The organism is Caballeronia sp. EK (assembly GCF_014384845.1).
In the GTDB taxonomy this organism is placed as follows: domain Bacteria; phylum Pseudomonadota; class Gammaproteobacteria; order Burkholderiales; family Burkholderiaceae; genus Caballeronia; species Caballeronia jiangsuensis.
In genome coordinates this window covers 171,438-190,829 of the sequence record NZ_JACSUE010000002.1, presented here as the reverse complement: position 1 = coordinate 190,829, position 19,392 = coordinate 171,438, and the positions used below count along the sequence as shown (strand labels likewise).

Here is a 19,392-nt window from a genome sequence, read left to right as displayed (position 1 = left end):
GATAATCCCCACATAGTTTTCATTATGACACTGAGCGGTTAAATTGCAGACCTCAACTCAATTCGAGAAAACCCGCATGTCAGCACTTTTCACTCCGTTCAAACTGAAAGACGTCACGTTGCGCAACCGCATCGCCATTCCGCCGATGTGCCAGTACAGCGCCATCGACGGCTTCGTCAACGACTGGCACGTCAGCCATTACGCGAGCCTCGCGCGCGGCGGCGCGGGCCTCGTGATCGTCGAAGCGACGGGCGTGTCGCCGGAAGGCCGCATCACGCCCGGCTGCACGGGCCTCTGGGACGATGCACACATCGAAGGCATGAAGAAGATCGCCACGGCGATCAAGGCGGCGGGCGCGGTGCCGGGCATCCAGATCGCGCATGCGGGCCGCAAGGCGAGCGCGAACCGTCCGTGGGAAGGCGACGATCACATTTCCCCCGACGACGCACGCGGCTGGGACACGCTCGCGCCATCGGCCGTCGCGTTCGGCGCGGGGTTGCCGAAGATGCCCAAGGCCATGACGCTCGAAGACATCGAGCGCGTGAAAGCGGACTTCGCGGCGGCTACGCGTCGTGCGCGCGAAGCGGGCTTCGAATGGCTGGAACTGCACTTCGCGCACGGCTATCTTGCGCAGAGCTTCTTCTCGGTGGATGCGAACCAGCGCGACGATCAATACGGCGGCGATCTCGCGGGACGCAGCCGTTTCATCGTCGAGACCTTCGATGCGGTGCGTGAAGTGTGGCCGGAGAATTTGCCGCTGACGGCGCGCTTCGGTGTCATCGAATACAATGGCCGCGATGAAGTCACGCTGAACGAATCCATCGAACTGACGAAGACGCTGCGTCGCAAGGGACTCGATCTGATGAGCGTGAGCGTCGGCTTCTCGACGCCCGATGTGCGCATTCCGTGGGGACCGGCGTTCCTCGGCCCGATCGCGGAGCGTGTGCGCCGGGAAGCGGAGATTCCGGTTGCATCGGCATGGGGATTCGATTCGCCGCCCAACGCGGAACGCGCCGTCGAGTCGGGTCAGCTCGATCTCGTGATGGTCGGCCGCGCGCATCTTTCGAATCCGCACTGGCCGTATCACGCCGCGAAGCAGTTGAAGGTGGAGAAGCCGTCGTGGGCGTTGCCCGCGCCGTATGCGCACTGGCTCGAACGTTACGCCGTGGCCGAATGACGTATTGATGTGACTAGCAAGGCTCCATGCCGTGGCGCACTTTCGCGCCGTCGGCATCGGGCGAAGCGAGAAACGCAAGGAACGCGCGCGCGAGTTGCGGCGCGTTCGCGTTCGCGTTCGCACAGATCGCGCCCTCGAACACCGTCAGCGTCTGAATCTGCGGCGGCAACATGCCGAGCACATCGATGCCTTCGACGCCGATCATCTCGCTCATCTGCTGGAAGCCCAGCTCCACTTCGCCACGCGCGATGAGCGTGCCCACCGCGACACCCGGCGGCGCCTGCACGATGCGCGCTGCGATGCGTTCCGCGATGCCCCAGCGCTCGAACAGACGCGTCAGATAAACCCCGCTCGGTCCCGTCGAATAACCGATGCTGCGTGCCGCGAGCACGGCCTCGCGCACGGCGGCTTCATCGTCGATGGCGGGACGCGGCGCGCCCTTCGCCACCGCGATGGCCACGCCCGAGCGCGCGATCCGCACGCGGCTCGTTGCATCGATGCGCGCCGACGCCGCGAGCCGGTCGATCGCGTCCGAAGCGAGCACGACGATATCGAACGCCTCGCCTTCTTCGATCCGCTTCAGCGCCGCGACGCCGCCCACCGATTCGATCGCCACACGCTCGCCCGACTTCGCTTCGAAAGCGGACGCGAGATCGTTGAGCACCTGGCGCGTGGCCATCGAAGAAATGCCGTTCATGCTCATGCGCGTCAGTCGATATAACGCAAGCCCGCTTTTTCCAGCGGCTCGCGCATCTTGTACATGTCGAGGCCGAGCACGCCGCTTGCGAGCTTCGCGCGCTTCTCTTCTTCGAACGCTTCGCGCGCCACGGCCTTGTCGAGCACCTGTTGCGCCGATGCGGACGGCACGACGACGACGCCATCGTCATCCGCGACGATCACATCGCCGGGCGTGACCCATGCGCCCGCGCACACGACGGGAATGTTCACCGAACCGAGCGTCGCCTTCACCGTGCCTTTCGCCGAAATCGCGCGGCTCCAGACCGGGAAATTCATCTCCGTCAATATGCGCACATCGCGCACGCCGCCATCGATGATGAGCGCCCGCGCGCCGCGCGCCTTGAAGCTCGTCGCGAGAAGATCGCCGAAGAAGCCATCGGTGTTGTCGGTCGTGCATGCAGCCACGACGATATCGCCCGGACGGATCTGCTCGGCCGCGACGTGCATCATCCAGTTGTCGCCCGGTTGCAGCAGCACGGTCACGGCCGTGCCGCCCGCCTGCGCGCCCGTGTAGATCGGCCGCATGTAGTTCTTCATGAGGCCGACACGGCCCATCGCTTCGTGCACGGTCGCCGAGCCCAGCGCGCCGAGCTTGTCGGCCGCATCCGCGTTCGCGCGATCGATGTTGCGATACACCACTCCCAGTTCGTACATATCAACGTCCCTTTGCTTTGAGCGCCGCATCGAGGCGCGGATACACGCGGCGCGCGTTGCCTTCGTAAATCTTGTAGCGCGCTTCGGGCTCGATCTGCGCGGCCTCGACATAGCGCTTCGTGTCGTCGAAATAATGCCCGGTTTCAGGATCGATGCCACGCACCGCGCCGATCATCTCGCTTGCGAACAGAATGTTGTCGACGGGGATCACGCGCGTCAGCAAGTCGATGCCCGGCTGGTGATAGACGCAGGTATCGAAGAACACGTTGTTCAGCAAATGATCCTTCAGCAAGGGCTTTTTCAGCTCCTGCGCGAGACCGCGAAAACGTCCCCAGTGATACGGCACCGCGCCGCCGCCGTGCGGAATCACGAACTTGAGCGTCGGAAAATCGCGGAACAGATCGGACGTGAGGCACTGCATGAAGGCGGTCGTGTCCGCGTTGAGATAATGCGCGCCCGTCGTATGGAAGCACGCATTGCAGCTCGTGCTTACGTGGATCATCGCGGGAAGGTCGTACTCGACCATCTTCTCGTAGATCGGATACCAGTAGCGATCCGAGAGCGGCGGGCTCGTCCAGTGTCCGCCCGACGGGTCCGGATTCAGGTTGATCGCGACATTGCCGTATTGCTCGACGCATTTCACGAGCTCGGGAATGCACGTCGAGACATCGACGCCCGGACTCTGCGGCAGCATCGCCGCCGGAATGAAGCTGTCGGGAAAAAGCTCGCTTACGCGATAACACAGCTCGTTGCAGATCGCGGCCCACGTGCTCGACACTTCGAAGTCGCCGATGTGATGCGCCATGAAGCTCGCACGCGGGCTGAACACGGTGAGATCGAGGCCGCGCTCGCGCATCAGTCGAAGCTGGTTCGCTTCGATCGACTCGCGCAGTTCATCGTCGCCGATATGCAGCTCCGATGCGCTCGGCATCTCCGATGGACTCTTGATGGCGGCGATCTGCCGGTTGCGCCACGCTTCCAGCGCCTTCGGCGCGGTGGTGTAGTGGCCGTGAATGTCGATGATCATCCTTTACTCCAGGTACTAATGTGCTGCGGTCGTTTGTGCGTGCGCTTCGTCGGCACGCGTGCGTTGCGCGACGAGAATCGAGATCGCGGCGAGCGTTGCAGGTACGGCGAGCATCGCGAGGATCGCGCCAAACTCCCAGCCGAGACCGAGCAGCGCGCCGCCGAACGCGGAACCGAATATGCTGCCGAAGCGGCCCATGCCGAGCATCCAGCTCACGCCGGTTGCACGCGCGACCGTCGGATAGCGGCTCGGTGCGAACGCGTTGAGGCCCGTTTGCGCGCCGCTCATGCAGAAGCCCGCTGCGAACACGAGCACGGCAAGCGACGACGACAACGCCCCGATCCACGCCAGCCCGAGCACGCAGACCGCGCCGCCGAGATACGCCGCGCTGATGACGGGCGCCGGGCGCACCTTGTCCATGATCCAGCCGACGATGATCGCGCCGATCGTGCCGCCGATCTGGAACATCGCCGTGATGTTCGCCGCCGACGACACCGTGAGACCCGCGTCCTTCATCAGCGTCGGCAACCAGCCGGTGAGCAGATAAATCACGAGCAGGCCCATGAAATACGTGATCCACAGCGCCGCTGTCATCAGGCCGTAGCCCTGCGAGAACAACACGCCGATGGGCTTTTTCGTGGGCAGCGGCGGCTCGTTCGAAATGAATGTTTCATTGCCGTCGAAGCGTGCGCCGCACACGCGGCCGAGCACCTTGCCGATACGCGCCGAGGTCGCGCCGCGCACCGCGAGCAGACGCGCCGATTCGGGCAGCAACCAGATTTGCAGCGGAATCAGCAGGAGCGGCAGCGCGCCGCCGCAGATCAGCACGGAGCGCCAGCCGTGCGCCGGAATCAAACCGCCCGCGAGGAAACCGATGAGCGCCGAGCCGAGATTGAAGCCCGTGAACATGATCGTGATGAGCAGCGCGCGCTTGCGTTGCGGCGCGTATTCGGAGAGGAGCGTCGTCGTATTGGGCATGGCCGCGCCGAGGCCGATACCGGTCAGCACGCGCAGCAGTGCCATGCTCGAAGGCGAATTCGTGAACGCGGTCGCGATCGTGAACACGCCGAAGAGAAACACCGAGGTGATCAGCACCCACTTGCGTCCGATGCGATCCGATGCCGGTCCCGCCGCGAGCGCGCCGATCACGAGACCGATCGGCGCCGCGCTCATCACGAGGCCGAACGCGGGGCGCGAGATATGCCAGTCCGCGATGATCGAAGGCGCGATGAAGCCCATGATCGCGACGTCCATGCCGTCGGCCGTCACGATCAGAAAGCACAGCGCCACCAGCAACCACTGGTAGGCGGAAATCGGGCGTTCGTCGATGAAGCCCTTGATGTCGATGGTTTTACCGATAGCCATGTTTGTCTCCTGTCTCCTCTTTTATTCAGTTCTTCGCCTTGTCCCAGTCGAGCTTGCCCGCGCCCTTGCCCGCGACCGAGTACAGCGCGCCGGGCGCGTTGCGTGTCTTCTGAAATTCTTCGAGCGTTTCACCGCGCATCGCGGCGTAGATATGCAGGTTCGAAACGCCCGTCACCGCGCCGAGCTTCTCCAGCATGAAGAAGATCACGCCGTAATGAAGCAGGCCGCGCCAGTCGCGGCGGCGAATGAGATCGCGCTCCTGTTCGGAGAGACCGGCCGACTCGAAGCTCGCTTCCTCGTTCTCCTTGAACGCCTCGCGATGCACGGGCTCGACCATGCGATGCAGATATTCGTTGATGCGATACGCGCGCACGGCGGTTTCGATCGAGAACGGATAGGTGCCTTCGAGCTTCTCGACATCGGTGAGTTGCACGGCCATCTTCTGACGATGACGCTCGACGATCGCCGCCTTGGTCTCGCTGTCCTCGCCTTCGTAGATCGCGGTCGCGATGCCCGCCATCGACGGCAGGTAATAGCTGCGATGCTTGCACACGACATTCGACGACAACGCGCCGCGCATCGTGAGCCACATGATCACTTCGGCGCCTTCGTAACCGCCGAGCGCCGCATATTCGGCGATGGTCATGTCCGCGAGCTGTTCGGGATCGCGTTCGAAGAGATCGAGGAAACGCGCGTCCCATTCCGTGTTGTTGAAGCCCGCGCGCTCGCCATGCACCTGATGCGAGAGACCGCCCGTGGCGAGAATCGCAACCTTGATGTCCTCCGGATAGCTTTCGATCGCGCGGCGCAGCGCCTGGCCCAGCTTGTAGAAGCGGCGCGCGCTCGGCACGGGCAATTGCAGCACGCCCATTTGCAGCGGCACGAGCTTGACCGGCCATTCGGGCTTGTGCGGGCATAGCATCGAGAGCGGCGAGAAGCAGCCGTGATCGAGTGCCTTGTTCTGGAAGAACGACATGTCGAATTCATCGGACATCAGCGATGTGCCGATGTGCGCGGCAAACGCCGGATGACCCTTGATCGGCGGCAGATCGCGCGCGCCACCGCCTTCGTCCGCCACGCGCCATTCCGGGCCTACGCCGAGCGAGAACGCGGAATAGTGATCGAAGAAGAACGACGTGACGTGATCGTTGTAGATCGTGACGATGACATCGGGTTGCTTTTCCGCGAGCCAGTTCGCGAGCGGCGCGAAATTTTCGAAGATCGGCGCCCAGACGGGATCGTCGCGCTTGTTCTTGTCGAACGCGAAACCGATAGTCGGTGTGTGCGAGGCGGCAATGCCTCCGATGATCCGTGCCATGTGCGCTACTCCTTCTGAATGCGTGGCCGAGCGGGCTTGCTTTAGTGAAACTGAAGCCCGAAGGGTAGCGAGGAAGGCGACGGCGCTGGTACTACGCGTTAACCAGTAATTTACTTATGTGCATGGGGTTTCGGCGTGCGGGAAGCCCGCCGGGACGGGCGCGGCGAGGTGTGCGCCGGGCTCGCGCCATCGATATGCCGATAAGCAAAACTGATGGCGCGTGAAGCAGGACGCAAGAATGGCCGTTTTGCCGGCCTGCGCGGTCAGGCCAGCTTGCCGCGAACGAACTGCAGCGAGCGGCGAGCGCGCTCGTCCATCTGCTCATCCGTCGCACCATTCGACATGTCGCGCCAGACACCAACGGCCCGGCTTACGGAGCCGCCCTTGCGCATGAAGGGTTCCATCACGATGGTCCCGTCGTAGTCGATTTCCTTCAGTGCGCCGAAGATTTCGTCCCACGGGAGACGGCCTTCTCCGGGCGGCAGACGGTTCGCTTCGCCGAGATGGAAGTGTCCGAGCTTACCCTTGCACGCGAGGATCGCATCGCGGAAGGAATGCTCCTCGATGTTCATGTGGAAGGTGTCGAGCTGCACCCTGCAAGCCGGGCTGTCCACTGCGTCGACGAACGCAAGTGCTTCCTTGGCGTCGTTGCATAGCCATTGCTCGAAGCGGTTCACCACTTCCAGCGCATAGATGATGCCGTAATCTTCGGCGACCTCGATGACGCGTCGGACGCTGTCGATCGCATGATCGACGTAAGGCCGCTTGTCCTTCATCCCGGGCGGCGGCGACTGCGGCCACGCGCAGAACGTGAGGCCGGCGAAGACCGGCGCGCCGAGCATGTGGCAATCGTCGAGCAGACGCTTCACATATTCGGTGCCGGCGTCGCGCACGCTCTGCTCCGGCGAGGCGAAGTCGTACTCGGGCTTCAGCCCGATGCAGCACATCACCGTGAGGCCAAGATCGTCGGCGACCGCTTTCAGCTCACGCTTCTTCGCATCCGGAAGGTTGTGGAATTCGCCGAGCGAGATTTCCATCATGTCGAAGCCGAGCCCGGCGATACGCTTTGCCGTCGCGGGAAAATCGACCATCCACTCGGTCGACCAGTAGGTGTAGAACATGCCAACCTTGTTCACGGCGAAACTCCTCTATGAGAGCGTCTCGAAGTCAGCTCAGGAAACGAATCCGGTCGGCTTGACCTCCGGATGCGCGGGGTCGGCGTGTTCGAGCGCGGCGAGAGACATGATCCGCTCCTCCGACGCTTCATCGAAGCCGACCTCGCCGACCAGTTGCCCCGAGCGCATGACCAGAATGCGGTCCGAGATGGTGAGAATCTCGGGCAGGTCGCTCGAAATCACGAGAATCGCCAGGCCTTCGTGAGCGAGCTCCCGCATCAGCGCATAGATTTCCGCTTTCGTCGTCACGTCGACGCCTCGCGTCGGCTCATCCACGATGAGCACGCGCGGTCTGGACGCCAGCCACTTCGCCAGCACGACCTTTTGCTGGTTGCCGCCGCTCAGGAGCCGCACCAGCTGTTCGACCGTCGGCGTCTTGATCTTGAATCGTCCGACGTAGGTGTCGATCAGCCGCGCCTCCTGCATGGGCCGCACGACCGGTCCTTTCGACAGGCGGCCGAGTCCGAGCGCAGCGAGCGAAAGATTGCTCCCGACCGACATGCCCAGAACCAGTCCCTGATCCTTGCGGTCTTCGGGGGCGAGCGCAATGCCGAGCCGCATCGCATCGCGCGGTCGGGAAATCTTGACTGGCTTGCCCGCGATGGAGACGGTCCCGTGTTTCGGCGGAGGCGCGCCGAAGATCCCCATCGCCACTTCCGAGCGACCCGCTCCAATGAGACCCGCAAGGCCGACGATTTCGCCCTGTCGAAGCGAGAACGAGACGTCGCGATAACGATGGTCATCGCCCAGGCCTTCCACCGAGAGCACCACAGGCTTGCCCGCGTGCTCCGGTCGAACGCGCTTGACCTCCGCAAGGTCGCGGCCGACCATGAGGCGGACCACCTCGTCCGGCGAGGTATCGGCAAGCCGCGCAGTGCGCACGTGCTTGCCGTCGCGCAAGACGGTTACGGCGTCGCAGTTGTCGAACACCTCGCGCATCCGATGGGAGATGTACAAGATGGTCACGCCCCGGTCCCGCAACTCGTGAACGACCTTGAAGAGCGTGAGCGAATCGGCTTCGGACAAGCTCGATGTCGGCTCGTCAAGGATGAGCAGGCGCGGCTCGTGAATCAGCGCCTTGCAGATTTCGATGAGCTGTTGCTGGGCGATGGTCAGATCGCCCAGACGCGTGTCGGGGTCGAGCGAGATGCCCAGACGCAGCATGGCCGCCTTCGCCTTTTCCAGCAGCGTGCCGCGGTCGACCAGCACGCGCGCCAGGCGCGGCTCCGTGCCGAGGAATATGTTCTCCGCGATCGTCATGTTCGGAGCCAGCATGAGCTCCTGGAATACGATGGAAATGCCCTTCTTCGCCGCGTCGCGCGTGCCGGTGAACTCGACTTCCTGTCCGTCGAATATGAGCCTGCCGGAAGTCGGCGAATGCGCCCCGGCGATGACCTGCATCAACGTCGACTTGCCCGCGCCGTTCTCGCCCATGATCGCGTGCACGGTCGCCGCCTCGACGCTGAAGGAGACCTCTTGCAGCGCCTTGACACCCGGATAGGTCTTGGTGATCTGCTCAACGCTCAATAGAACGGTCATGGCGGGGACTCTTCGCAAGGAAAGCATGGGACCGTGGGCATCCCGGTCCCGGGCGGATGGATTACTTGCCGCCGACGAACTTGTCCACGTTGGACGAATTCACGATGTCGACACCGGTATCCGTGATCGGCGGAATCTTGCCGCCCTTGGACAGTTCATTGAGCTGTTTCACCGACTCGATGCCCATCGCGAGCGGTCGCTGGCCGATCAGCGTGGTCGCGTAGCCTTCCTTCAACAGCTTGACTTGCGACGGCAACGTGTCGAACGAGACGATCACGAACTTGCCGGACTTGATGTCGGCTGCCTTGTTCTTGACCGCGCGGATGTAGGCCTCAGGCGCGAACATCGGCCAGCCGCCTGCGAAGAAGATGCCGTCGAGATTCGGATTCTTGGCGAGAATGTCCTGAATCAGTTGCACCGCCGTGCTGGAGTCGTCGTTGCACGCAAAGGGCGAACCCGACACTTCCTTGAAGCTGCCGCCGAGCTTGGACTTGAAGCCCTTGATCCGCTCGTTCAGATTCGCCGCCGACAAGCCGCCCGTCAGAATCGCGTACGTGCCGCCCTTCGGAAGCGCTTTCGCGAACGCTTCCCCGGCGGCCTCGCCGCCAGCCTCGTTGTTCGTGCCGATGAACGCGGCCCGCTTGGACTTCGGCGCATCGGAGTCGAACGTGACGATCGGGATATTCTTCGCGACAGCCGCACTGATGGCGTTACCGATGGAGTCGGCGTTATTCGGCGCAATCGCGATACCGGCGACCTTCTTCGTGATCAGATCCCTCACGATGCGGCCTTGCTCGGCGTCATCGAGTTGCGCCGGGCCCGTGAACAGGCACTCGGCGCCGAGTTTCGCCGCCTCTTCCTTGCAGCCTTTCTCCGCATCGGCGTAGAACGCGACGCCGAGCGCCTTCGGCACGACGGCGAAAACCTTCTTGTCGGCTGCGTGCGATTGCGAGATTCCGAGTCCGAACAGGACGGCGGCTGCTACTGCGCTGATCATGGTGCGTGTCATGTCTTCTCCAAGGGTTGTTATGGTTACAGCGCTCATCGACGTCGCCAGACGCCTTTTCTGAGTTGGTCGATAAAGACGGCAAGCACGATGACGGAACCAACGAACACCCCTTGCCAATAAGCGTCCGTTCCGAGCAAGACGAGACCATTGCGCAGCACTTCGAGGATGACCGTGCCGACGAACACGCCGATCACGGTGCCTTCGCCGCCGGAGAGGGCCGTGCCGCCGATGACCGCCGCTGCGATGACGCTCAGCTCCTTGCCGAGGCCCTGGTTCGAAATCGCGGACGAAAGGTAGCTCACTTCGATGATGCCCGCGACACCCGCCAGAACAGAGGACATGATGTAGACGCTCATCTTGAGCCGGTCCACATTCAGGCCGGTGAGCATCGCCGCGCGTTCGTTGCCGCCAACCGCATACAACTGGCGGCCGTAGACCGTTCTCTTGAGCACGATCGCGGAGATGATCGCCAGCACCACGAAGATGATGAAGGGAACCGGCAGGTCGAGGAAATCGCCGCCGCCGAGCGCGAAGAACGCGTCGCCGTCGGGCCGGAAGCCGTCGATTGCCTTGCCGCGTGTGATGATGAGCGCGAGCGCCCGCGCGATGCTCATGGTGGCGAGCGTCGGCACGAACGGCAGCATGCGCAGCTTCGTCACGCAGAAGCCATTGAAGAAGCCGACGGCGGCGCAGATGAGAAGCGTGAGCGCGCACGCCGGAACGACACCCATGCCCGACTGCATCATCGCGGCGGACGCCACCGCCGCAAGGCCCCACACGCTGCCGACCGAAAGGTCGATGCCGCCGGTGATCATCACCGCAGCCTGACCGAGCACCACGATGCCGATGAACGACAGATTGCGCGCGTCGTTGAGCAGATTGCCCTTGCTGGCGAAGTCCGGCGCAAAAATCGATAGCAGCACGATCATGATGGCCAGCGCACCCACGATGCCGGTCTCGCGCGAGTGCATTATTTGAGACGCGAAACCCTTGCGAGGCTTTGGCTGCTCATTGTTGACCGGGGTCACCTTGCTCATATGTCGCCTCCAGTACGCCTCGGCGCTCGTCATGGAATGGCGAGCCGCTTTTACCGTGAAAAATTCTAGTTTCGAGTCGAAAGCCCAACAAAGCGGGTTTTCCCTGCACAGGTAAGAAAGACGCCTTACTTTCTACAGGCAGCCGCATACATGCCGATGACTTCCCGGACCTTACCGAAGATCAGGCTCATCGGCGAACCGTCGATCAGACCGCGCCGGCGTGGCCAGTACTGGTTCGGGAGGTATCGGCTGATAAGGTTTTCGCTTATGTCGACGCGTTCCAGATTGGACACCAGCTTTCGCGTTGCGGCGCCGACCGCCGGATCGGCCCAGTAGTAGCGAATCCGGTCGCTGTAGCTGAACGTGCGCAAGAGGCGCTTTTCCTGTTCGCTGCCGTGGTAGTACTTCTCCCAATTCGTGGGTTTCTCCAGCATCACGCGCTCGACCACGGCTCGCAGATCGGAGCGCGCATCCGCTGCGACCAGTTCGTCTTCGATGTCCGCGAGCGCATAGAGCGCTTCCCGCAACGCGAAGGTCGCGCCGGGCCCGACTTTCAGAATGGCGAAGCCATCGCGAACCAGCGCCGAAAGCGCTTCGGGCTTCTGATAGTCCGTGGAATGGGCTTCGAAGACCATGTCAGGCAGGTCTTCGAGGATATGCGACAGTTCGCGAGCGGACGACGCGTCGTAGTCCACGACCTTCGTATGGTCGAAGTCCACGCCCGGCTGAACGACCAGACCCACGACGCGCTGCCACACCGCGTCCAGGCCACATGCGTGCCATGCCGCACGATGCACCGCGACGGTATCGAGCGCCGCACGCGGACTCGTCGCCTCGACCGCAGAGAGCGCTTCGGATGCGCCCCCGGGCACGGGGACTTCCGTCCCCACGATGTAGACCGGGCGTTCGCGCAGTCCCGCGCGCCCGGCTGCCTTCTCCGCGACCGCGCACAATCGGGCCGCACGCCGGGCGACGACTTCGTCCGAAAGACGCGGCGGGTCGTCGGCGCAACTCATGCTCGTGTCGAGATGAAGCTTTCGGAATCCTGCCGCGGCGTACGCATCGATCAGGGCGTCCGCGTGGTCCATCGCTTCATCGGCCGGACGATTGCTCCAGGCATTCGGGCCGAGATGGTCGCCGCCGAGAAGCAGGCTTGCCCGAGGAAAACCGACGCTGTCGGCGATGCCGTGCACGAACCGCACGAAGTCGGCCGGCTGCATACCGGTGTAGCCGCCATACTGGTTCACCTGATTCGAGGTCGACTCGAGCAGCAACGGCGTGCCGTCATCGAGCGCCTGCATCATGCTCGCTTCAATGACCCACGGATGAGCCGAGCAGACCGAGTAGATTCCCCTCAGCCGGGACGCGAATCGTGCGTCGCCTGTGAGCCGCGTGACGATTTCAGTCATGGCTCGCCTCGGATCTCTCCTGGATGAACTTGTCCAGTTGCGCGAGGGTTGCGGTGCCTTCCATGGGCCCGCGATACGTCACGGCGCGCGCGCCCGCGGCGCTGGCGTACGTCAACGCGCGTTCGACAGCGAATCCTTGTGCGCGACAGGCGATATACGTACCGCCGAAGCAATCCCCGGCGCCGGTCGGGTCGACTTCGGTCACCGGCAACGCCCGCACGTGGCGCTCGTCTTTTCCGTCGTAGTAGCTGCAACCATCCTTGCCGCGTTTCACCACGACCTCGCGCACGCCTCTGCCCAGCAACTCGTCGATCGCCGCCTTCTCGGTGCTCGCGCTCGCGAGCAACATCACTTCATGACCGCTCGGAAGGAACACATCGGTGTAGTCGAGAATGAAGTCGAGCGCCTCGCGCATTTCCGGAATGCGCAGCATCTCCTTGCGGATGTTCGGGTCGAAGCTGACCGTGCCACCGTTGGCCTTCACCGTTTCGATGACGCTCTTCATCGCCTCGATGATGCGGAACGAGAAGAGCGAGGAGCCCATCACATGGAAATGCCTGCAATCCTTCAGCAAGTGTTCGCGAATCTCGCTGACAGAGAGATGTCCCGACGCGCTGTTGACGATGTTGTAGATGAAGTCTCTGTCGCCGTCCTTGCGATAGGTGACGAACGCGCTGCCGGTCGTCGCGGCCTTGATGACGGATATGCCGGAGACATCGACGCCGTCCTCGCGCAGGCGTTCGACATTGAGCGCGCCGAAATCGTCATCGCCGACACATCCGATGATCGCGCACGGACTACCGCATTTCGCGACCTGATCGATAAAAATTGCCGGAGCGCCGCTCGCGAACGGTCCGACCAGAGTTCCTGCCCGCCGGAACGACTGCCCGATTTCCGTAGCGAGAATCTCGACGAGAATCTCGCCCATCGTGAGGATGCAGCCGGGACGAGCGTCCGGCTTCGCTTCAGATTTCGCCATGTCGGTTTTCATTAGGATAACGATGCACGAGGCGCCAGAAAGCGCGTGCACTTCGGTTCTTCTACTTCGCGATACGTCCTGTCAGGAAGCGCGAAACTCCAGAATTCCAGTGTCTCGCCTTTGTAGCTGAAGACCTTTGCGCATGACCGTCTCCATCGTCGGCGGATCGATTCCATCGTCGATAAGAAGCGTGTCGATCTCTTGCGCGCTTGCAAACACTTCGCCGCTGCGTTCGTCGAGCGCCGGCTGGAACGCAACGACGATCGTGCGCCTGGCAGCCCGGCGCGCTGCCTGCGCCACACGCGCCAGGGCCAGGTTCGCCGTCAAAAGGTTGCCGTCACGATCGACACCGGATGCTTGCAGGACGCACAGATCGATCGCGCGCCGCCCGACGGAAGCTTCGGCGTCAGGGCCGGTCATCACGGTCGAGCCGTGTTCCAGTTGCCCGCCAGTCAAAAGCACCTCGCAGTGCAGAAACCGCTGAACCGTCTGCGCAACCGTAACGTCCTGCACCAGCAACGAAAGGTTTGCACGGTCTGCGAGGAATGGAATCATCTTATGAACGATCTCGCCCGCGCCCAACATGACCGCTTCGCTATCCGCGACCCGCTCTGCCGCGAATCGGGCAAGAAGCGTTTCGGAGGCCTTGCGTGCAGCGGCGTCGGACGCTGGCACGAGTATGTCGTCTCCGGCCTTCTGCGCGAGATAGCGGGCTTTGCCAAACGAGCGCAAAAGATAGCGCTGCTGCTCCAGGTAAGTCAGATCACTGCGGATGGTGACGCTCGAAACTTCGAAAGCCTGACTGAGCTCATCGACGGAAACCTCGCCTCGCTTGCGAACGAGCTCGACGATTTGAAGGCGTCGCTTCAATGAACTCTTGTTGGTGAGCATCGGGCCGCTTCCATCCGCTCTTTCGTCACGGAAGAGTCTAGTTTCGAAACGAAAGAAGTTCAAAGCGAATCTCGTCATGGTTTTCCCGTGAGAGATCGCTGGATGAGCGAGGGAACTGGAGCGCGTCGCGCTGTGAGAGGATGCACGGATCGTCGACTCTTGCAGAGCGTATCCGATGCTTTCAGAAATTTATCGCGGCTATATCGCCTGTCTGAACGCGCAAGACTGGTTAAATCTCGGCACGTTCGTTCATGACGCGCTGCACTACAACGGCCGCGTGCTGACGCTCGACGATTATCGAGAGATGCTGATAAAGGACTTTCGCGAGATACCCGATCTCTTTTTCGACATTCAAATGCTGATCGAGGAACCGCCGCGCATCGCGTGCCGATTGCGGTTCGAGTGCGCGCCGAGAGGGGTTTTCATGGGACTGCGCGTCGACGGAAAACGCGTCGTGTTCTGCGAGAACGTGTTCTATGAGTTCCGCGAAGGGAAGATCGACAACGTCTGGTCCGTCATCGACAAAGCTGCGATCGAAGCGCAGCTTTAGGCGGCTTCCGTGAAGAACGTATCGACGATATCGTCCCGCAAGCGCGCGACTTCGCGATGTCCCACCTTGCGCGGCCTCGGCAAACTCACGTCGATCACTTCGCCGATCCGCCCGGGCCGCGCCTGCATCACCACGATCCGGTCCGAAAGCAGCACGGCCTCTTCCACATCGTGTGTGACGAGCACCATCGTGATCCGCTCGCGCTCCCATATGCGCTGCAATTCGAGTTGCAAGCGACTGCGCGTAAGCGCATCGAGCGCGCCGAACGGCTCGTCGAGCAGCAGCAATCGCGGCCGATTGACGAGCCCGCGCGCGATCGCCACGCGCTGCGCCATCCCGCCCGACAACTGATGCGGATAGTGCCGCTCGTATCCCGTAAGCCCGACAAGCTCGATATGCTCCGCCACCGCCCGCGCCTTTGCCGCTTTCGAGAGCGGCGCATTGCGTAACGCAACGGCCACGTTCTGCTCGACATCGAGCCACGGAAACAGCCGATGATCCTGAAACACGATGCCGCGCGACAGATCGGTCGTCACGATACGCTTGCCGTCGAACTCGATCTCGCCTTCGTGATTGCCATCGAGTCCCGCCACGAGCCGCAGCAACGTCGACTTGCCGCATCCGCTCGCCCCGACGATGCTCACGAACTCGCCACTCGTAATCGACAAGTCGATTCGATCCAGTACCGGAGGCGCCGCATCGTCGTTGAAGCGCTTGCTCACATGCCGCAGCGTCAGACCGCTGTCTTGCTCGATTACAGTCGTCATTCCTGGATTCTCCTCAAGCCGCGCGCGACGTATCGAACCAGCGCCGCTGCACGCCGCGCGCGAGGGCATTCAGCGCCCACCCCGTCAAACCGACCACGATCACGCCGAACACGACGAGATCCATGCGAAACTGCTCGCTGCCATCCACGAGCGTATTGCCTATTCCGCTGCCCGCGACGAGCAGATACTCCGCCCCGAGCGTCGCGAGCCACGAATAGATGAGCGCGAGATACACGCCCGTGAAGATCGACGGCAACGCCGCAGGTAGCACCACATACGCCAGCGTCTGCAACTTCCCGTAGCGATAGGCGCGCGCCACATCGAGCAAGTCGGCGGGCACGGCGCGAATGCCGTCGTTCGTGTGCATCACGACGGGTACGAGCGCCGCGAGCGACAGGAACACGACCTTCGCGACATCGCCCAGACCGAACCAGACGGAAATCAGTGGAATCCACGCGAACAGCGACACTTGCTTGAACGTGTTGAAGCTCGGCGCGATCGCACGATTCGCCAGCTTCGAGATGCCGAGCAACGCGCCGAGCGCGAGGCCGAGGCTCGTGCCGATCGCAAATCCCGTCAGTTCGCGTGCAAGCGATGCGGACAGCGCACGCACGAGCGCGCCGCTTCGAACCTGCTCGACGGCGGTGGCCCAGACCTGCGCGGGCGATACCATCACGCCGTGCCCGACTTGTGCGCCGCGCGACACGAACCACCACACGCCGAGCGCGGCGATTGGCAGCACGAGGCCGCGCCACGATCCTTTGACCGATCCTGCTTCCCAATCCAGAGTCGACATCTATTGATCCTCAAACGGAACGGCCGCGCTGAAGCTTGCGCTCGAAAACATTGAGCAGACGATCGGCCACATAACCGATAGCCCCGACGATCAGCACCGCAGCCAGCACGAGATCGAGCTGAAAGAGCTGCCGTCCATACACGATGAGATAACCCAGCCCTTCCGACGACGCGACGAGTTCGACGACCACCAGCGTGAGCCACGCCTTCGTGAACGCGAGCCGCACGCCGGTGCCGATGACGGGAATCGCCGAAGGCAAAGTCACACGCGTGATCACCTGCCAGCGCGAATAGCGATACACCGCGGCGACTTCCTGCAATGCGCGCGGCGTGCCGCGAAAGCCCTGCAACGTCGAAAGCGTCACGGGAACGAGCGCCGCATGTCCGATCAGCAGATACTTCAACGGCTCACCGATGCCGACGACGATCATCAGAAACGGCAGCCAGCCAAGCACGGGCACCTGCACGATCGCATTGAAGCTCGGCAGCACGTAAGCCTCCAGCGTGCGCGACAGGCCCAGCAAACCGCCCAGCAAGATACCGAGCGCCACGCCGCCGCCGAAGCCGACGGCAGCACGCGTCATGCTCGCGGAGACATGCATCCACAACTCGCCGCTTTTCAGGAGCGCGCCGAGCGTTTCGAACACGAGCGCGGGCGGCGGCAGCACCTGCGCGGAAATCCAGCCGTATCGCGAACCGAGCATCCACAGCAAGGCCAGAGCGATGGGCACGATCCACGGCAACGCGGTCCAGCCGATCGTGCGCAACGTATCGCGAGACAGCGTCCCGCGCGCGCGATACGCGGGCAGAAACACACGCGTCAGGGCATTGGCCATCTATCGATTCTCCGCGAGATGTTCGCCGGCAGGCTTGCCCGATGCATCGAAACGCGGCCAGTACGCTTCGAGCTTCAGCGACTTCAGAGCCTGATCGAGATACTTCGGCTCGAACCATCCGTTCACGCTGACGGGCTGGCGGATCAGGTTCAGGCGCAAAGCGTCATCGGCGACGGCCTGATAGCGCGCGACGAGAAACGGATCGATGAGCGGCGAGTTGCGATCCTTCAACGGCTGATTCGCATACTCCGAGGCCCACGATTCGGTCGGAACGCCGCTCTTCGACCACAGCGTGAAGAGCGCGTTGCGGTTCGCTTCATCGGACGACCAGTACGCCGCCTGAACGACCGCGGTCACGACCTTCTGCACGGTATCGGGATGCGCGCTTTCGAAGTCGTCGAGCACGAGCAGATGCGCCTGTCGAGTGAGCTGCAAGCCGTCGTCGCGCGATGCATAGACGATCTTCGCGAGCCCCTGACGTTGCAGCTTGAAGAGCGAGTAGTCGAGGAACACCGCATCGACGCCCTTCGATGCGAGCGCGGCCTGTGCAGCGGCGGTATCGAGATTGATCACGCGCAGATCGCGCTCGGTGAGGCCGTTTTGCTTGAGCACGTTATCGGCGACGAGTTGCAGATTCGTCCCGCGAAAGATGCCCACGCGCTTGCCCTTGAGATCCTTCACGCTCTTGATATCGGAGTCGGGCGGCACGGCGACATAGACGCCCGCGCGCACGTTCGACGCCACCAGCAAATGCGTCTTCAGACCGTTCGCGCGGCCGATCACGGCAGGCAGATCGCCCTGGTATGCGAAATCGATCTGCTTGTTGGCGAGCGCTTCGTTCACGGCCGGTCCCGCGCCTTTGAAGAAGATCCATTCGACCTTGACCTGCGCGGGCCGCAATGCATCCTCGACACGATGCTGCAACTGCGCGGTCGCGGCCGGCGAGCCGCCGAAGGTCGGCGGATCGCCGCTGCCCTGCTGCGCGACGCCGATGCGCACCACAGCCGGATCGGCGGCATGCGCGGGACCGATGAGCGCGGCGAACAACGTCGCGGCGCCGACGAGGAGCTTGAATCGTAGTGTCATCGTGCAATCGAGAAAGAGTGAAGGGCAAAAGCGAAGCGTGTCAGGCGCTGCGCGTTTCCTGCCTGACGATGCGGCTTCTGCGCCCGTCGATGCCCGTGGGCACGTCGCCATGCACCGTCGCGCGGCGCACGACGCGATGCGCGTCGCCGTAATCGGCCACGGCATAGTGCTGGGTCGCGCGGTTGTCCCAGATCGCGACGTCGCCTTGCGTCCAGCGCCAGCGCACCGTGTTCTCGAGACGCGTGACGTGGTCGTGGAAGAGTTCGATCAGGCGATCCGAATCGCGCTGCGACAGGCCGATGAAGCGCTGCACGAAGTGCCCGAGCACGAGCGTGCGCTCGCCCGTTTCCGGATGCACGCGCACGACGGGATGCTCAGTTTCGTAGAGCGTCGAAGTGAACTGCTTGCGATATTCGCGCTCGGTTTCGGTGTCGGGCAAATGACGTGTCGCTGCATAGTCGTAGGTGTTCGAATGAAGCGCCCACAGCTTGTCGGCGAGATCGCGCAGGGCGTCGGGCAGATTCGCGTATGCGGCGGCCGTGTTGGCCCACACCGTGTCGCCGCCTGCGGGCGGAATCACCACGCCGCGCAGAATCGATATCTTCGGATAGGCATCGACGAACGTGACGTCCGTATGCCAGGAGTTCGCGCGCGTGCCGTGCTTCGAATCGAGTTCGAGCAGGCGGCTTCCGCTCGACAGCGACGGCACGGTAGGATGCGCGACGGTCTCGCCGAAGCGCGCGGCGAAGGCTTCCTGCGCGGCGTCGTCGAGATGCGACTGGCCCCGGAAAAACAGCACTTTATGTTCGAGCAGCGCCTGATTGATCGCGGCGATAGCGGCGGCGTCGAGATCGGCGGAAAGCGTCACGCCGCGCACTTCCGCACCGATGCGACCGCCTATCGGGCGCACCTGGAACGGTTCGTTCGACGTGACGGGGGCAAGCGTGGAATCGGCGGCGAGCGTGGGGATATCGGACATCGAAAATCTCCGTTGGTATGCGTTTGTCGGATGCAGGCCGCAGTGAATGCGACGGAATCAT

19 protein-coding genes are annotated in these 19,392 nt (G+C 62.9%); 2 read left to right on the top strand and 17 right to left on the bottom strand.

The genetic code is table 11. The features are described from left to right. Positions 1-76 precede the first annotated feature (76 nt). Positions 77-1,177: an NADH:flavin oxidoreductase/NADH oxidase gene (locus IAG25_RS05290; RefSeq protein WP_187603909.1), complete on the top strand. Its 1,101-nt coding sequence runs from the start codon at positions 77-79 to the stop codon at positions 1,175-1,177. 13 nt (positions 1,178-1,190) lie between these two features. On the opposite strand, the gene IAG25_RS05285 is transcribed toward IAG25_RS05290, so the two are convergent. The 12 genes from IAG25_RS05285 to IAG25_RS05230 form a co-directional block, all read right to left on the bottom strand. Continuing rightward, a complete protein-coding gene (locus IAG25_RS05285) occupies positions 1,191-1,880 on the bottom strand; it encodes a substrate-binding domain-containing protein (protein ID WP_187603908.1) in 690 nt (229 codons plus the stop codon). 5 nt (positions 1,881-1,885) lie between these two features. Then, positions 1,886-2,569, bottom strand: a complete 684-nt coding sequence (ligK, locus tag IAG25_RS05280; protein WP_187603907.1) for a 4-carboxy-4-hydroxy-2-oxoadipate aldolase/oxaloacetate decarboxylase — start codon at positions 2,567-2,569, stop codon at positions 1,886-1,888. Between the two features lies 1 nt (position 2,570). Continuing rightward, positions 2,571-3,596 carry an amidohydrolase family protein gene (locus tag IAG25_RS05275; protein ID WP_187603906.1) on the bottom strand — a complete coding sequence of 342 codons (1,026 nt, stop codon included), beginning with the start codon at positions 3,594-3,596 and terminating at the stop codon, positions 2,571-2,573. Between the two features lie 15 nt (positions 3,597-3,611). Beyond that, positions 3,612-4,961, bottom strand: coding sequence for an MFS transporter (locus tag IAG25_RS05270; RefSeq protein ID WP_187603905.1), 1,350 nt, complete (start codon positions 4,959-4,961; stop codon positions 3,612-3,614). Between the two features lie 25 nt (positions 4,962-4,986). After that, positions 4,987-6,279, bottom strand: a complete 1,293-nt coding sequence (locus IAG25_RS05265; protein ID WP_187603904.1) for a gallate dioxygenase — start codon at positions 6,277-6,279, stop codon at positions 4,987-4,989. 263 nt (positions 6,280-6,542) lie between these two features. Beyond that, positions 6,543-7,415: a D-psicose 3-epimerase gene (locus IAG25_RS05260; protein WP_187603903.1), complete on the bottom strand. Its 873-nt coding sequence runs from the start codon at positions 7,413-7,415 to the stop codon at positions 6,543-6,545. A 36-nt stretch (positions 7,416-7,451) separates the two neighbouring features. Then, positions 7,452-8,993 carry a sugar ABC transporter ATP-binding protein gene (locus tag IAG25_RS05255; RefSeq protein ID WP_222946396.1) on the bottom strand — a complete coding sequence of 514 codons (1,542 nt, stop codon included), beginning with the start codon at positions 8,991-8,993 and terminating at the stop codon, positions 7,452-7,454. A gap of 61 nt (positions 8,994-9,054) precedes the next feature. Then, positions 9,055-10,002, bottom strand: coding sequence for a sugar-binding protein (locus tag IAG25_RS05250; protein ID WP_187603901.1), 948 nt, complete (start codon positions 10,000-10,002; stop codon positions 9,055-9,057). Positions 10,003-10,034: 32 nt separating this feature from the next. Then, on the bottom strand, positions 10,035-11,039 hold the full coding sequence (locus IAG25_RS05245; RefSeq protein WP_187603900.1) for an ABC transporter permease: 1,005 nt from the start codon (positions 11,037-11,039) through the stop codon (positions 10,035-10,037). A 125-nt stretch (positions 11,040-11,164) separates the two neighbouring features. Beyond that, positions 11,165-12,448 (bottom strand): D-tagatose-bisphosphate aldolase, class II, non-catalytic subunit, encoded by a 1,284-nt coding sequence (locus tag IAG25_RS05240; protein WP_187603899.1) that lies wholly within the window; start codon positions 12,446-12,448, stop codon positions 11,165-11,167. After that, a complete protein-coding gene (locus IAG25_RS05235; RefSeq protein WP_187603898.1) occupies positions 12,441-13,427 on the bottom strand; it encodes a tagatose kinase in 987 nt (328 codons plus the stop codon). The genes IAG25_RS05240 and IAG25_RS05235 overlap by 8 nt, the downstream gene beginning before the upstream one ends. Before the next feature lie 81 nt (positions 13,428-13,508). Beyond that, positions 13,509-14,318, bottom strand: coding sequence for a DeoR/GlpR family DNA-binding transcription regulator (locus tag IAG25_RS05230; RefSeq protein ID WP_187603897.1), 810 nt, complete (start codon positions 14,316-14,318; stop codon positions 13,509-13,511). A gap of 175 nt (positions 14,319-14,493) precedes the next feature. On the opposite strand from IAG25_RS05230, the gene IAG25_RS05225 reads away from it, so the two are divergent. Beyond that, positions 14,494-14,868, top strand: a complete 375-nt coding sequence (locus IAG25_RS05225) for an ester cyclase (RefSeq protein WP_187603896.1) — start codon at positions 14,494-14,496, stop codon at positions 14,866-14,868. On the opposite strand, the gene IAG25_RS05220 is transcribed toward IAG25_RS05225, so the two are convergent. Genes IAG25_RS05220 through IAG25_RS05200 form a run of 5 tightly spaced genes read right to left on the bottom strand, consistent with a single transcriptional unit; the run spans position 14,865 to position 19,331 of the window. Continuing rightward, entirely contained in the window at positions 14,865-15,635 is a 771-nt protein-coding gene (locus tag IAG25_RS05220) for an ABC transporter ATP-binding protein (protein WP_187603895.1), read from the bottom strand. The two genes, IAG25_RS05225 and IAG25_RS05220, sit on opposite strands and share 4 nt — an antisense overlap. 13 nt (positions 15,636-15,648) lie before the next feature. Then, the gene (locus IAG25_RS05215; RefSeq protein WP_187603894.1) at positions 15,649-16,431 is read right to left on the bottom strand and encodes an ABC transporter permease; all 783 of its coding nucleotides are present in this window, start codon (positions 16,429-16,431) and stop codon (positions 15,649-15,651) included. A gap of 10 nt (positions 16,432-16,441) precedes the next feature. Further along, positions 16,442-17,266: an ABC transporter permease gene (locus tag IAG25_RS05210; protein WP_187603893.1), complete on the bottom strand. Its 825-nt coding sequence runs from the start codon at positions 17,264-17,266 to the stop codon at positions 16,442-16,444. Further along, positions 17,267-18,352, bottom strand: a complete 1,086-nt coding sequence (locus IAG25_RS05205; protein ID WP_187603892.1) for an ABC transporter substrate-binding protein — start codon at positions 18,350-18,352, stop codon at positions 17,267-17,269. Between the two features lie 40 nt (positions 18,353-18,392). Continuing rightward, the gene (locus IAG25_RS05200) at positions 18,393-19,331 is read right to left on the bottom strand and encodes a TauD/TfdA dioxygenase family protein (protein ID WP_187603891.1); all 939 of its coding nucleotides are present in this window, start codon (positions 19,329-19,331) and stop codon (positions 18,393-18,395) included. Between the last annotated feature and the right edge of the window lie 61 nt (positions 19,332-19,392).